Raw genomic sequence first — 14,495 nt, 5'->3', positions numbered from 1 at the left:
TGATAAGTTCTTTATCCCAACTTCCGTATCAGAGGTATAGGCGACTGTCTGAGTTCCTATATCTGCACCTATAATTCCTTTACCATACTTATGTCGCTGATTGCCAAACTTATCATATTTAGGCTTCGCTTTGCCCTCAATGGTCAGATGTAGGTATACCCTGTATTTTCCTCGGATAAATTTAGGAACGAGAGTAGCATAGCAGGGTCTGTATGTGTCTATGCAACGTGCGCCTTCTATAAATGTATCCACCGCTTTTGTATCAATAATCTCAGGATTGGCAAGATATGACAGCTGTATATAAAACCGTGATAGACTTTATATGTCCTGCAGAAATATGGTGCTGATTGCCTTTTTTATTATTTTGAAAGTCTTGCTCCCATTTGAAAAGCCATATCGAGATCTGCTGGAAACTGCTTCTCTCGCATTTCTTTCTTATGTTCTTCACTAAAGCCTGCCATATTAAACTTGCTATAGTCTGCTACCTGCAAAGTATCACAGCAAGGATATATTTCGACAGTTCCATTAAGCGCTTTAAATGCTTCCATTTGTCTCTCCATCTGAGCCTTATATGCGCTTTCATAAAAGGCTTTTGGAGCATTCATAGTAAGCACTACTCCTACATTCACCTTTCCCTTAAAATAGTTAGAATAATCATCGTATGACAAAGCACAAAAATGTAGCCTTTCAATCAATGCATGAACCTGGCTGGTGATATCTCCAAGATAAATCGGAGAACCTATAAACATTGCATCTGCTGAAAATATCTTATCTATAACAGGAGACAAATCATCCTTCCAGAAGCAGTGGCATCTTTCTATATCCTTGCGTTTGCAGGCCATACAGCTTCTACATCCGGTATAGTTCAAGCTGTATAAATCAATGTATTCCGTCTCTGCACCAACTGACTCAGCACCCTTCTGCACTGACTTAAGCATTTCTGCTGTATTCCAGTTTTTTCTTGGGCTTCCATTTAAAATGATAGTTTTCATAGTTCCTCCTAACATGATCAAATCACTTTATATCCAGCCGCTTCAAGTACCGATAATGCTCTGTCAAAATTATCAGCTTTAGTCAGGATATAATCTGTATTATAGGTCGATACTGCGAATATCCCTATCTTATTATCAGCCAATATGCCTGAAATCTTTGAAAGAATTCCAATAAGAGAGAAATCCAGAACTCCCTGTATCCGAAATGCTCTCCATCCATCGTCCCTTTCCAAAGTATTGGCAGGAGCATCCTCTGTCTTACATACTAAAGATATCTCCTCATCCGTTTTCCCAACAAAATAAAAACTCTTTGTGACATCTATATCTGAATCTTGTTTCAATTTACATACTGTAAAATCATAGTGTATCTTCTTTAATTCCATATAATCATTCTCCACTCTAAAAGGAAGATGTTCGTATTATCCAAAGCTCTGTGGTACTGAGCTCATTAAAATGCTTAACTATCAAATCCATCCAGTATCTTCATTAACTCCTTATTTCTTTCAAGCATATTATAAATGCCATGCCTTGTATTTATTCTTTATGTACTTGGATACATCATCTCTTATGAATGCCATCAAAACACCTCCTGCTATAATCTCACACATTATTAGTCCGGATGCTGACCATCATGAGCCTTCCATGCGCAATCTGTTATTTGCATATCTGTAAATACGGCCTTAAAGCTGGAATCTTCCGGACTGCACGCATAGATTCCAAAGGAAATCGTTCCGGCTCCTTCCCACATATGGCAGACTCTCATTTGAGAAAAATCTTTTCCATCGTAGGAACACTCAATACAGTAATCATCTTCTCTCCTGCTAAATCTATACCACATCTGCTTTACATCAGCTGGAATAGCCGTAGTTGCCCAATCAGAATATCCGTGGTTTGTAACAACAGAGCCAAGATGCTGAAACTTATCATTTTCATACTCAACAGAAGCCTTAAGCCAGTTCTCTGAATCAAGATACATGACAATTCCACACTGATCAAAACGATGATGGCTGTCGGTAAAGTCTGTCTTTACTATAAAGGAGAAGAATTTATCATCTGTTTCCATCTGCAAAACAGGAGCATTGTCATTCCTAAAATGATAGTAGGTTCTCTGCCACAAATCTGTGTACGGCATCGTTGTTACCTCAATGCACTTTTCTGTGATTTTATAATCCTCAGGCTCCCTGAGCCATATCATTTTTTCAATCATCTCTCTGCCCCTCATTATTCTGCCTTAAATATGCTTAATCCCTTTAAATTCTCATTACTAAACCAACTTATCCAGCTCAGCCTTGCACTTACCCAAGTACTTAAGACACTCTTTTGAGTTCTTTATCGTATCCTTATCCAGCGAGCATTTTTCATCTTCAAGCTCTTTTATATTGGCTTCAACTTTCTTAATTGTAGGCTGACGCTTAAAATACCTTTATTCTTTTGCAAAAGAAAATGGGCTTTGCAACCGGTGCTGTGTTCCGTTCGCTTGACCCATTGTAAATATAACACGTCCAAAATCCATTGAAAAGATGCACCAATGGGGAACTTTTGGGGCACCGAAATCATAGGTGCCAGTCACTGTGAACATGGGCTTTATCAGTATGTGTGGCTACTATGAAAGCATGATTTCCTCCGTTTCATCAAAACGGAGCGGCATCACTGCCGCCCAATGTATGTGTTTTGTCATGTGACATTAAGGTTACTGTTTTTACAAAAAGTTAATTTCTTTTTTTAATGAATACATTGAATTTTTAATTGTTTTCGCTTAAACTCATTGGTACGTAGAGCGGCCTGCTAGATGGTCATTCATCAAAGTGGCAGTTGTAAGAGTCGGAGCGGCCTACCGGATAGCCCAGCTATCGAAGTGGCAGTTGTTAAAAGTCGGAGCGGCCTACCGGATAGCCCAGCTATCAAAGTGGCAGTTGAAAAGGACTGTTCTTCGGAGCAGTCCTTTAAGTTTGGAGGACTTAATGAAACAAGAGCAGCTATCTTTTTATACTGTGGATATGAAACTAATCCGTAATATGCATAATCAGGGCGATGACAGAGTATTCTCTGTTTCACCACAAGCAGGTAAAGATAATCGTCCATTCGTAGGTTTGATAGTCATGCTTAATGAGCGTCAATACTGTGTTCCTTTAAGTTCCCCAAAATCAAAACACGAATCTATGAAAAATGGTCTCGATTTTCATCGTATTCTTGATTCAGAAGGAAAGCTTATTGGTGTTTTGGATTTCAACAATATGATTCCTGTCCGTCCCGATGTTGTAAAAAAGATTCATCCTCAAATACGTAAAAACGACAATTCTGCAGTTCAGCATTATAAAGAGCTCATAAGTGACCAGTTGACATTCTGCCGTCAGAATCATGAAGTTATAGTTAACAAAGCAAATAAGCTTTATCGAATGGTTCATCAGAAGAAAACCAGTGGTTTTGTGAAACGCCGATGCCTAAACTGGACAAAGCTTGAAGAAATACTTGATCGTTACAAGTCAGATTAACATTCCTGTTTAGCGGTCCAATCGATATAGCCTTCAAAACAACATCCTGACAGACCCTAGCTGTGGCAAGTTCTCTTGTCGGCCATCTTCCATGTACATATCTATCATTTCATTTATATCCAATTTACATTACCTCCTCATCCAGGGCTTTGGAAATCATTTTGCTTTTAGGGAATTTTTCGGCATACTCCTGGATCCGCCATATTTCAAGGTCCCCAATTATTCCCCTATAATTTAACAGAATATCTTTATAGATGTCATAAGGCATAGAATTCTTATTCCGAAGAAGTTCGATGAGCATGCGTTCTTTATCATATACTCTTATAACAGCTCCATTCTTTTCTATTTCCTGTACTCCAAGTGGTAAAAGATCCTGACGCACATATAGCTGCTCCACTCTCTTATCTGTAATCCGAGCCGCTTTGGAAGATGTCGCGAGAGAATATTTCTCTGGTATCACATCTGTAAGACCGTGAATATAGAAAGCATATTCTCCTGCAAGTATGGCTTTTGGATATTTTTTTAATAGAACTTCCAGCTCATTATTGTACTTTCGACTTGAATATATCCCATTTTCAATTTTAAAAACTACACCTGAATCTATGGCCTTCTTGAGTTTATAATCTGAGCCGTATTCTTTTATTGCTTCTTCATATGACAGAATCATTTTAAGTAATCCTCGGAAAAAAATGTTTTTATTCCTACTTTTACTTAAATATACTCTGTACATAGAATTAATTCGAGTAAATATCGGTAATATCATATTTTATACCGACATTTACTCTATACTGTTATCGCCTACATCCGCCCTGTAGCATTAGCTAAAGTGCCTTCGACCATTGTTATCATTTTTCCGACCAGTATTGCATTTTCTTTTACCTGTGGAATCAAAGGTTGTTCCAGTTTGTAACGCAGATACAAAATCTGTGCAATCCCCATCAACAATTCATCGCCACTTCTTCCCGGCATTTTAGGAAGGACAGTCCTTATGCGCTCAGATATTTCCATGACTATTCCCTGCCAAACAGAAAACCATTGCTCACTTTCTTCAAGTTCAAATTCGCCCAACCATTCACGTGGTGTATGTGCCTCATAATATTCTCCGTAATCTGTAGGCTGTAAGATATAAAAGATTTTCCTCTTGCCCTCTATATCTCCTGTTGCCCCACGGCCTAAAGGATATAATGCACAAACTGTCGGCTTATGGTTATGTATCCTGCAACGATTGTCTTCCATCAGGAACGGACATTTCCCATTATCCCTGCGCATATTCAGGGAAACTAGCGGAACTTTACTTGTCCCTCCGACATAAAGGTTTCCATATTCATAAAGCACTTCATGAAGATGCTTGCCTAAAGCTTTTGCCATGCGACATAGATCAAATGGTGATAGCAGTATATCAACTCGATTTTTGCAGCATTCACCACACTGCCTGCATTTGAAATAAAAAGTTTCATCTTTTCCTATGGGGTTTTTCATCAGTTCCTGTATCAATTCTTCTGTCATTTTCTCCTATATCTGCTCTAATACCTTAAATCTTTCTTGAGATAAATCAATTCTTGCCATTCTGGTTACAACATCCCAATCATATCCATCTTCTAGTGCATTATTAAAGCAATCTACAAACCATCTTACATAATGCTCTAAGACATTTTTAAAGAATTCAGCATTAGCCATCCCCTCATCTACTGGGTATTCTTGATGTTTCTTCATGTATTCTTCATAGTTTTTCTGAGCATTTTTGTGACTATATCCATCAATAGAGTCTTTATCAATAAGCATCAATGCAAAATACCAAAACCGCCTGTAAGTGCTTAAGTAAAATAAGTAAGCATTGCTTCCCACTGAGCCATCCTTATGATAAGCAAGGTCCTTGGCCGCATTGCACTGCATCGTAAAATCGTCCATATAAGCGCATGTGTTTACAAGCTTAATGATTTCTTCTTTTTCAATTCTTGACCATTTGCTCAGATCATCCTTTGAAACAAAGGAAAACCTAGTATTTGAGTCATTTTCTTCATGAATTAAATCTACAATCATTAATTGTTTTCCGATTAGCCTTTGTTTCTCAATTTCCTTTTTTTTCATTATTATCCTGCTTTCTAGAAGCTTCCTGCTCCAAAATTCTAACCTTCAACTCATCAGACACTCGCCTCATCTTTTCATAATCAGGTTTTTCAAATCATAGGTGCCAGTCACTGTGAACAGTAGCAGGAGCCCCATCGACATATTATGCACTCTCTTTATATTGTATATTGATTACTCACAGTCGATATTCGCCCATTCACGAAGATACTTAAACGGGAATGGAAGTACCGTGTAAGATCCGATTCTCACAAAATCAACAGCCATCAATGGTAGTAACTCCTCGAACTCAACGTCCTCCTCTGCCTGTACCTGACGGACGATGCTGGCATTGTGAATGGATAACTGTAGGCTTTCCTTTGTCGGGCCTACATAGTAGTTCAGTGACGTGATGCCTTCTCCATCCGTATCCTCATCTATAAAGTATTTGATGTCGGTTACATTCTCGAGCAAATACTCATCAGAGAAATCAGAATCCTTGATTTCCGGAGATACCCAGATGCCATACTCATTGTGGAGGAATCGATTGAATCGTTTTCCAGCCTTAGTCCGCATGTTCATCAGCTTCTTCAGCTCGCCCTTTGTAAAGGTGGGCTGCTGTTCACCTAATACTGCTGCCAGTGAATCCGCATACATGTCATCGGCAGGATTGAATTCCTTATATGCGCCTAATGCTCCAATAACAACGTCTCTGATAATGGCATCTCGGACATTCGTGGCCTTCAGTCCTTTCCAGATTGCAGAGGTATTCGGCATGGTCTTCTCTTTCGTACGGATAATAACATGGATATTTTCTATATCCGAGAACACAAGCCCCTCCACATCTTTTTGTCCACGGCGCTGTTTATCCTCATACGTATCAAAAGTATATCTGATTTTTTCCTCAAATCCATCCGCAGCACTTTCTGTGTCATCAAAGGACCGGAAATTCATCCTGCCGTCAGGAGAAATATTGACTGTTGAATATAAAAATCGATTCCTGGTTGTCTTCCCTGCTGCATTTGTGATTTCTTCGAAGCCACCTTCCGGCGCTTTGAGTCGCTGTCGCTGCACAAATGTCCAATCCTTATTGGCACAGAGTTTTTCCCAGTTATAGATGCTGATCTGTCCTGCACGAACATCACCCTTTAAGATCAATTCAACCAGTATCTTGTGAATGACCGGAGATTCTTTTTCACCAGGTGCCCCAAGCAAATCAGTATGCTCCTCCTGTGTCATATGCTGCACGATATAGCCGTGCAGATCATCACTGTGGGGATCCGGCAGTTGCTGTTCCTCGTAGTATTCCTGCTTATGGATCACCCTGATGTTATACATGGACTCCTGCAGTTCCCCCAGCTGGGGCGTAATGCCGTAAAAGCGCTGCAGTTCTCCCACCAGCCGACTCACTATTCTTTCAGAAACCTCTGTCCTGCACACATCGACGATATTCACTCCAAGCTTATCCAGGATTACGGCATAATCTACTCCGGAAAGATTGTCTTTCTCCTTCTTAGACTCCTTATAACACTGGTCTCCTTCACGCTCTTCTGCTGACAATGTGACATACTGGCCAAGATACTTCTTAACATCCTGCAAGAACTGTTCCATTACACCAAGCTTACACTTACGAAAATCTTCAAAAGATCCAAAGTCCAGATACTTGACTGTATTATGACTGCTGCCAAAGGAGGCCTCCGTAAATAAATCTTCCTGACGAACATTATCTTCCTTCAGCTTTCTACGGAAAATTCCTGTATTGGGATCAATAAGATAAAATCGCCCTGATTTGGAATACTTATTCTTACGAAATGTCTTTACGTCAAGGTTCAGGTACATGCCAGGATCAAAGGAAATCTCCAGGAAGTACATACTATACGGTTGTTTTGTTTTTCTGTCCCGGCTTCTCCAACTTGGATCTCCATAGAAAAACTTTCCGGTCAGATTGTTATAAGAGAATCCTTCCATTCTTGGTACACGAATAGAATTCACCAGCAACTGAAGCAACAGGCGATTCTGATAGTAGAATGATTGCTTTCTGATGTCCTCATTCAGGATATCCAGTTTTTTCACTGTAGCATCCGTATAATCTGTTTCGATGGCCTCTCTAAACTGTTTTTCCGATATATCATTCTTATCAAACAGCAACAATGCTTTCCTACCAAAAGAATACTGCACAGCTCTTGCCAGAAACCTCTGTGTAGCAAGATCCAGAATATTGGTCTTATCCAAGTACCCAGGTTTTTCAACCAGAAAAATATCATAATCTCGATCAATCAAAGCAAAGTCATATTCCACATGGAATTTGTTCGTCAAAATCATCTGAAGTCCTCCTCTCGAATCATGCCTAGACACTTGCTAACAGGATGTCCCTGTTGATCAATCAGACATGGAATTTCAATAATACGTGCATCGATCGGTGTAGTCGGAACGTAGCCTGTAGGGTCACCGATAATATTAATGATGTAGACTCGTTTACCACCGATGGCATCCAGTTTACGTAGAATTTCCTTTTTTACCGTGTCACGATCTGCGAGATAGCTGAATTTCCAGTTCTTGAAATCCACATAGACATCCGGTGTCATCACATAGTCAAAGAACTCAAATTTATCCGGATCCGTAATCTCTGAAAGGTCAATGCCAAGCTCTCGTCTCAGAATATACTTTCCTGCCACTTCTCCCAGTGCACCTTTATAGATGTTATGGAACACAACCGGACTCATCATAAAGTCATTTTTTTGAAACTCAGTCGCATACCCTGAATGAATGAAAAATTCTTTCATTCCAGGATACTGCATAATGACTGGCAGGCCAGATTCAGCCTCAGACATTTCATAGACAAGTACCTCTCCGCTGTCAGCTTTCTGTTTTGCTCTTCCACTGTTACGAAAAGCAATCGCATCACTTCCGAAGTCGATTGTGACGTCACTGAAATCGGAATATTGAGAGTAAAAATATCTGTTTTGCGGCTGCCCGCTTGTGACATAAAGCTTACGGATCAGTTCTTCCGACTCACGTAATTCTGAATCTGCCGTAGGATTTGCAAGGGTCGTCTGCCGCAGATTCATCCATAAAGCCATGCTGTCCTCTGTCCAGTTTCGAGACAGGGTCTGCCTGATATTCCACATGCCAAATGATGAAACTTTTTCTGCTCGCTTCAGGACCTTGACTTCCTCATTGGAATACTCCGTGCCAAGGGCCTCTCTCAGTTTTACGATGGCCTCCATTTCCGGTGGAAGAATATGTTTTTTCAATTCTCCTGCCGATAATTTCTCCAGCAGCTGCTCTTCAATATAAATGTATAGGTCCGGTGCTTTCAGATATGTTCTGCACATTCTGCCAACCGCCTGCATTACCTGGCGAGTAGCCTGCAGTCGGACACTCTCTGTCTGATACAGAACATTTCTTTCCATATGACCACGCCCAGTGTGCGCACGAAAAGCAAGCTTGATCATATTATCCGCTTCTGCATAACTTAGCTCTGCATTCTGCTTCAATTCCTCGATTTGAAACAGCATTCCTAAAAGCTCTTTCTCTGTCAGCTTCTTCTCTGAATAGGTATTCGCTGTCAGGTTTGTAACATCTCCCAAATAGATGGCATCGATATCTTTATAAAAGTGTCGTTTATCTCCGTTTTCCAGATACGGCACAAGTTCTATCAGTTTATCCTTATCCGGTGCCTTGTACTGCAAGTTCTGGCCAGCTCCCAAGGTCTGGTATGATGACATGATAAATACTTTGTCCCCAGCCCCGAGCCTATCGAGCAAAGCAGCTTTATCTTCAGCAAAGTTACTGCTGCGAAGAATGCACAAAGACTTTTCTGTACTCAATACATCGCATTCCGCACTGTTACTTGCCTGAATATCCTGGGTCACAAGGCTAAAGAGCTTCTTCAGAAGTTCTTCGTCCAGTTCAGGATTATTTCTCTTGGGTAGAGCCATTCCCAGATACAGCATAGACTGTATTTTCACCGAGCAAAACTGATGCATAGCACGGACGATATTACAGTATCTCAGTGCATAATAGTCCTTCTCAACTGTATTCTGAATCAGTCTTGCACAGATCATGGCTAATTCTTCATTATGGAAAATCTCACTGCACACGGATAATGCATCAAAATTTACTACCTCATTTTTCACCATCTCCGCATGGATTCTAACCAGCCCGTCATCGTAAGCCTTCCAACCTTTTTTGAGTTGTGCAGCTATCTTGGTTTTCGTATCTTTCGATGTCAGATGGAACTGATCTCCCAGCTTTTCTTTCAGATATCCCAGATCATAATTGCCAACCACACTCGGTATCTCTGCGGTTGCTGATATACCGATAACGGAAGCTTTTTCCGACAAATAAGTCAAAATCTTTTCCGGTGTATCATACACGGCAACCAGACGCAGATTCGTGGAGTCATGATGCGAATCCTGATCCTCAAATTCAAAGATTTCCATTCCCTGCTGATAGAAGCTATTGTCCGGAAGAAGTTCCTTCTGCTTACGATTTACAGATGAGCTTCGCATCTCACTGAGAACCAGCAGCTGACCTGCATGACTCAATTCAAACTTGTCCAGTATCGTGCTGATTGCATTCTCCAATGTCAGTTCATCATCTTCCGGATTTCGTCTGGCATTGATTTCCTGCATGTAATGTCTGGCCCACACAAAGAGGAATGTTCGGAAGTGGATTAGAAAACGATTGATCTCACGAAGCAGCGCATAGACGACAATGTTCTCCTCTTTGTTTTTCTTTACATGTGCATAGAATTCTTCTCTTGTCTCGAAGAAAATATCGATTCGGTTCTCATCATCATTTCTTGCGGCCCGTATATACCCCTTGTTGTCATGGAAAAGAGTATGATATGTAGCATCTTTCAGAAGGAAATTTTGTTTGCGGTCGACACTCTCTTCAGCAGTTTTATAGCTGAGATATACCGCATACTTCTCCTCAATTTCCTGTGCTTCCTCCAAGATTTTTTCGAAGGTGAACTGAGCAGGAACCTCAGCATCCAGATTCTGATAAGCATCTCTCATTGCCCGAGACAGGTATTTAGGATTTAAGCCTCTGAGGATCTGACGGAATAATGATAAATACTCTTCCTGAATAGATAATGCACCTTCTGTTATTGCCTCCTCAATGGTTGCCTTCGTAGCATCAAACTCATCTATGAAGATGATTGCATCTTCGATCATGTCAGACTTTAGAAACTCATAGCTGGGCTCAACGAGACAGGAGTTTCTTTTCATAAACTTACTGATACTCATCAATAAAATCTGGTGATCATCTGTAAAAACCGCAGGATACAACTGTCCTATCCATTTCCAATTACTATCAGTTCTTATCGCCTTAAGCCGTGCCTGCTTGTTATAAAAATTATGTTTCAGCTTCTTCGTAATTTCAGCTCTGAATGCACGCTCGGCATCGTTCAGCCTGTTTTTGATGTCCTGAATATATTCCTGGTCAGTCGCCTTGCTTGCCATTGCCCGATTGTATCGCTGCACCAGGTCATATAGCTGATCATATCGATCTGTCTGAAACTCCTCCGGCACTGCGAGATTTTCCAGCTTTTCAGTCACCTCATCAAAATTGGATCGGATACGCAGGACATTTCTCCGATATGCTGCCTCATCATTATCGAACGCAGACAGTAATTCCTTTTCCGGCAGGTTCTTGTTAAGTGTTGTCAGATAAATAATTTTCCTGTGGTTATCCTGATCAGCCAGGTACTCCTTCATCGCATGAACGACATTATAGGTCTTTCCATATCCTGTTGGCAGCTCACACAGATGCAGGCCGTGCTCTCCGCAAAACATAGTAGTGATGATATATTCTTTCACGATTTCCTCCTTCTCTCACCTCAGATTATCTTCGTGATATTGTTTTTCTTACAATGTTCCATTCTCATTCTACTTCACATGCAGTCCCATTTTTCGGACTTTTAGAAAAAGTGACAAATCCCATAGATACTCAGAGCAAGTTTCGCCTTGTTAAACAGTTATCCGATTCCGGATCTCTGTTTACTGGCAACTTGTTGGGGATTCCGCTCCCCCAAGCCCTCGTGAAAAACGCTTGTTTTTTCAGCACTCTCCTTATTATCCGTCCACACCTAATTTACGAGAGTGTATTTATTCTCTGTCGCACAGGTGCTCCGGTTCCTGCCTGCGGCAGTCACAGTTTTGACCACTTCCGTGGTTCAAAAGGAGGGATTCAATGAGCAAAAAGAAAAAGGATATTCCGCCGGCAAAGGAACATTTTGTCGGTGTTCGTATGACAGATGAAATGTGGTCCGTACTGGAGAAAAATGCCGAGCTAGCCGGTATCTCCCCTTCGGAATATATCCGTCGGCTGATTCTGAACCAGAATATTGTATTGAAGCCGGAACTGGTATTTGAAAGTACAGAACTACTGGATGTCTTCCGTAACCTTGGCAAGATCGGCGTCAACCTCAACCAGATTGCCAGGCATCTGAACGAGGGAGGAACATTTACCGAGGGGATGGCTAAAGAGGTTTCAGAATGCATCACTGCACTACATGATATGCGGGATGAAGTGAAAGAAATGGCGGGTGAATATCGTGGCGATTGTTAAGCATATTTTCATCAAAAATTCCAACTATGATGCTGCCACAGATTATCTGACCATACAGCATGATGAGTTCACCAATAAGCCCATTCTGGATGACGCCGGCAATGAGATTCCACGTGACTTCTATCTGCTTGACGGTATCTACTGCGATCCATTCAGTTTCAATGCTGAGTGTCAGACAATCAATGCAAAATACGGTAAGAACCGTACTCGGTCCGAGATCAAGGCTCATCATTACATCATCAGTTTTGATTCCAGAGATCGTGATGAAAACGGACTGACTCCGGAGCATGCTCAGGAGATCGGCATGGAGTTTGCCAGCAGTAATTTTCCCGGCCATCAAACCATTGTCTGTACACACAGAGACGGCCACAACAGTGCCGGCAATATCCATGTACATATCGTAATCAACAGCGTCCGTAAGCTGGATGTTGAGATGCAGGATTTCATGGAACGTCCCGGTGATGCACTGGCCGGACACAAGCACCATGTCACAAAATCCTACATGAACTTCCTCAAACAGTCTGTCATGGATCTGTGCCAGCGTGAGGACTTCTATCAGGTCGATCTGCTCTCTCCAGCCAAGGTGAGAATCACTGACAGGGAGTACTGGGCAAAACGACGTGGACAGGCTGTTCTTAACCAAGAAAACAAAGAAAAATGAACAATATGAAAGCTATTCCTTTGCCAGATCCAAATTGCGCGAACTGCAAACTGTAGAACAAAATGTCCGTACCATTCTTGAGACCGGAAGGGAACAGGAAATCATTAAGAACCAAGAGCGCGGAAGCTGACCTTTGCGTCCCGATTTCAAGACTCAATCATTCCTTTACACTTCTCTTCGTGTTATCATAATGGAAATGAAAGAAAGGAACCGGGGCTATGGCAAAGGGAGAAAATCAGAAGCTGAAAATGCTTTATCTGGTAAAGATATTCACACAATACACGGATGATCAGCATTCACTGACCATACAGGAAATCATTAAGAAACTTGAATCCTATAAAGTATCTGCAGACAGGAAAACACTGTATCTTGATTTTGCAGAACTGGATCATTACGGTCTGGATATCATCAGCGAAAAGATCGGTCGCAACACGTATTACCATCTTGGAAAACGACAGTTTGAACTTCCTGAACTGAAGCTTCTGGTGGATTCTGTACAGGCGGCTAAGTTCATCACGGATAAGAAGTCTAAGCAGCTGATCAAGAAGCTGGAAAACTTGGTCAGCACCTATGAGGCAAAGCAGCTGCAGAGGCAGGTTGTTATTTCCGGAAGAATCAAGACACCGAATAAACTGGTCTACAACAACGTGGATACCATTTACTCTGCTATTGCGGAAAGTAAGCAGATCGCCTTCCACTATTTCCAATGGGATATCAAGGGCAATCAGGTTCTGCGCCATGATGGTGCCATGTACCAGGTCAGCCCCTGGTGCCTGATGTGGGATGACGAGTACTACTATCTCGTTGCTTACGATTCTGAAGCTTATAAGATCAAGCATTACCGTGTGGACAAAATGAAGGATCTCGATGTCGTTAAGTTTAAGCGTGAAGGTCAGGAAGCTTTTAAGAACTTCGATATGGCCAAGTATTCCAAGGCTGTGTTCGGTATGTTCGGCGGAGAAGAAACCTGCGTCACTCTGGAATGCAGCAACGACAAAGCCGGTATTATCATTGACCGTTTCGGCAAGGACGTAACTCTGATTCCTAAAGATGAAAACACCTTCAGCGTTCACGTCAATGTAATCCCGAGCAATCAGTTCCTGGGCTGGATCATGTCTCTGGGCGAAGGTGTAAAAATCACCGGTCCGGATACAGTCGTTCACAAGATGCAGTATGAAGTGAGACGTCTTACAGCGCAATACCTGAAATGAGGTGATTAACATGCATTTGCAATGCGCAATAGAAAATCTCCACAAGCGTTCTTCCGATATTGAGCACTACTACAATCTGATTGGAAAGATTCAAACTACAGATAGTAACCTTCTGACCAAAAGTGTCTGTTTCCAAATTTATATTTCAAATTTGCGTGTTTATCAAACATCATCAATGCAGATTTACCTTTCAGATACCCCATGAATGATGAAACACTATACTTGGGCGGTATTGACACCAACATGTGTACATGATCTGGCATCAGATGCCCCTCTATTATCTCTACACCTTTGTAATTACATAGGTGCTTTATTATATCGCGCAAATCTTCCTTGTATTGATTTTAAATTATTTTTCGTCTATACTTTGGTGTAAATACGATATGATATTTACACATCCATTTCGTATGGGCGAGCGAGTATTCTTTATTCGCCATTTATATCACCGTATCCTTTCTGTATAGTGGCTTGAGCACTACTATTATAGTGAGGATAC

The 14,495-nt window shown here is 41.2% G+C and carries 12 protein-coding genes and 2 pseudogenes; 4 read left to right on the top strand and 10 right to left on the bottom strand.

Features of this window, described 5'->3' with window-relative positions; genetic code table 11:
* The 4 genes and pseudogenes from T357_RS21615 to T357_RS0117455 all read right to left on the bottom strand — a co-directional run.
* A pseudogene (locus T357_RS21615) lies at positions 1 to 252 on the bottom strand (hypothetical protein); the annotation flags it as partial.
* Between the two features lie 107 nt (positions 253 to 359).
* Positions 360 to 992 carry a flavodoxin family protein gene (locus tag T357_RS0117470; RefSeq protein WP_031555345.1) on the bottom strand — a complete coding sequence of 211 codons (633 nt, stop codon included), beginning with the start codon at positions 990 to 992 and terminating at the stop codon, positions 360 to 362.
* 17 nt (positions 993 to 1,009) lie between these two features.
* Positions 1,010 to 1,375, bottom strand: coding sequence for an ACT domain-containing protein (locus T357_RS0117465; RefSeq protein ID WP_031555341.1), 366 nt, complete (start codon positions 1,373 to 1,375; stop codon positions 1,010 to 1,012).
* A 227-nt stretch (positions 1,376 to 1,602) separates the two neighbouring features.
* On the bottom strand, positions 1,603 to 2,199 hold the full coding sequence (locus tag T357_RS0117455; RefSeq protein WP_031555337.1) for a DUF1349 domain-containing protein: 597 nt from the start codon (positions 2,197 to 2,199) through the stop codon (positions 1,603 to 1,605).
* Positions 2,200 to 2,953: 754 nt separating this feature from the next.
* Here T357_RS0117455 and T357_RS21015 point away from each other — a divergent pair.
* Positions 2,954 to 3,484 (top strand): type III toxin-antitoxin system ToxN/AbiQ family toxin, encoded by a 531-nt coding sequence (locus T357_RS21015; RefSeq protein WP_031555333.1) that lies wholly within the window; start codon positions 2,954 to 2,956, stop codon positions 3,482 to 3,484.
* Positions 3,485 to 3,608: 124 nt separating this feature from the next.
* Here T357_RS21015 and T357_RS0117440 read toward each other — a convergent pair whose 3' ends face one another.
* From T357_RS0117440 to T357_RS0117420, 5 genes are all read right to left on the bottom strand, one after another.
* The gene (locus T357_RS0117440) at positions 3,609 to 4,214 is read right to left on the bottom strand and encodes a type IV toxin-antitoxin system AbiEi family antitoxin domain-containing protein (RefSeq protein ID WP_155991543.1); all 606 of its coding nucleotides are present in this window, start codon (positions 4,212 to 4,214) and stop codon (positions 3,609 to 3,611) included.
* Positions 4,215 to 4,282: 68 nt separating this feature from the next.
* Positions 4,283 to 4,990 (bottom strand): YkgJ family cysteine cluster protein, encoded by a 708-nt coding sequence (locus T357_RS20650; RefSeq protein ID WP_049962542.1) that lies wholly within the window; start codon positions 4,988 to 4,990, stop codon positions 4,283 to 4,285.
* Between the two features lie 6 nt (positions 4,991 to 4,996).
* On the bottom strand, positions 4,997 to 5,572 hold the full coding sequence (locus tag T357_RS0117430) for a hypothetical protein (RefSeq protein ID WP_031555325.1): 576 nt from the start codon (positions 5,570 to 5,572) through the stop codon (positions 4,997 to 4,999).
* 171 nt (positions 5,573 to 5,743) lie between these two features.
* Positions 5,744 to 7,870: a hypothetical protein gene (locus T357_RS0117425; protein ID WP_049962541.1), complete on the bottom strand. Its 2,127-nt coding sequence runs from the start codon at positions 7,868 to 7,870 to the stop codon at positions 5,744 to 5,746.
* Entirely contained in the window at positions 7,867 to 11,376 is a 3,510-nt protein-coding gene (locus tag T357_RS0117420; protein ID WP_031555320.1) for a hypothetical protein, read from the bottom strand. Before T357_RS0117420 ends, T357_RS0117425 begins: the two co-directional genes overlap by 4 nt.
* Positions 11,377 to 11,749: 373 nt before the next feature.
* Here T357_RS0117420 and T357_RS0117415 point away from each other — a divergent pair, with 373 nt between their 5' ends.
* The 3 genes from T357_RS0117415 (at position 11,750) to T357_RS0117405 (ending at position 13,999) form a co-directional block, all read left to right on the top strand.
* Positions 11,750 to 12,127 carry a MobC family plasmid mobilization relaxosome protein gene (locus tag T357_RS0117415; RefSeq protein WP_031555317.1) on the top strand — a complete coding sequence of 126 codons (378 nt, stop codon included), beginning with the start codon at positions 11,750 to 11,752 and terminating at the stop codon, positions 12,125 to 12,127.
* Positions 12,114 to 12,788 (top strand): relaxase/mobilization nuclease domain-containing protein, encoded by a 675-nt coding sequence (locus T357_RS0117410; protein WP_155991540.1) that lies wholly within the window; start codon positions 12,114 to 12,116, stop codon positions 12,786 to 12,788. Before T357_RS0117415 ends, T357_RS0117410 begins: the two co-directional genes overlap by 14 nt.
* 218 nt (positions 12,789 to 13,006) lie before the next feature.
* Entirely contained in the window at positions 13,007 to 13,999 is a 993-nt protein-coding gene (locus tag T357_RS0117405; protein WP_031555312.1) for a helix-turn-helix transcriptional regulator, read from the top strand.
* A 98-nt stretch (positions 14,000 to 14,097) separates the two neighbouring features.
* Here T357_RS0117405 and tnpA read toward each other — a convergent pair.
* Positions 14,098 to 14,436: pseudogene (gene tnpA / locus T357_RS19585) on the bottom strand (IS200/IS605 family transposase); the annotation flags it as partial.
* Positions 14,437 to 14,495 lie beyond the last annotated feature (59 nt).

Origin of the sequence: Oribacterium sp. FC2011 (genome assembly GCF_000701645.1) — a bacterium.
GTDB lineage: Bacteria > Bacillota > Clostridia > Lachnospirales > Lachnospiraceae > Oribacterium.
Note: the sequence above shows the minus strand (reverse complement) of the source record. Positions and strands in the feature narration are given on the sequence as shown.

What these genes read in the sequence shown, in the direction of transcription:
- T357_RS0117470 (WP_031555345.1), bottom strand. Translation starts at nt 992, where the DNA reads ATGAAAACTATCATTTTAAATGGAAGCCCAAGAAAAAACTGGAATACA.
- T357_RS0117465 (WP_031555341.1), bottom strand. Translation starts at nt 1,375, where the DNA reads ATGGAATTAAAGAAGATACACTATGATTTTACAGTATGTAAATTGAAA.
- T357_RS0117455 (WP_031555337.1), bottom strand. Translation starts at nt 2,199, where the DNA reads ATGATTGAAAAAATGATATGGCTCAGGGAGCCTGAGGATTATAAAATC.
- T357_RS21015 (WP_031555333.1), top strand. Translation starts at nt 2,954, where the DNA reads ATGAAACAAGAGCAGCTATCTTTTTATACTGTGGATATGAAACTAATC.
- T357_RS0117440 (WP_155991543.1), bottom strand. Translation starts at nt 4,214, where the DNA reads ATGTACAGAGTATATTTAAGTAAAAGTAGGAATAAAAACATTTTTTTC.
- T357_RS20650 (WP_049962542.1), bottom strand. Translation starts at nt 4,990, where the DNA reads ATGACAGAAGAATTGATACAGGAACTGATGAAAAACCCCATAGGAAAA.
- T357_RS0117430 (WP_031555325.1), bottom strand. Translation starts at nt 5,572, where the DNA reads ATGAAAAAAAAGGAAATTGAGAAACAAAGGCTAATCGGAAAACAATTA.
- T357_RS0117425 (WP_049962541.1), bottom strand. Translation starts at nt 7,870, where the DNA reads ATGATTTTGACGAACAAATTCCATGTGGAATATGACTTTGCTTTGATT.
- T357_RS0117415 (WP_031555317.1), top strand. Translation starts at nt 11,750, where the DNA reads ATGAGCAAAAAGAAAAAGGATATTCCGCCGGCAAAGGAACATTTTGTC.
- T357_RS0117405 (WP_031555312.1), top strand. Translation starts at nt 13,007, where the DNA reads ATGGCAAAGGGAGAAAATCAGAAGCTGAAAATGCTTTATCTGGTAAAG.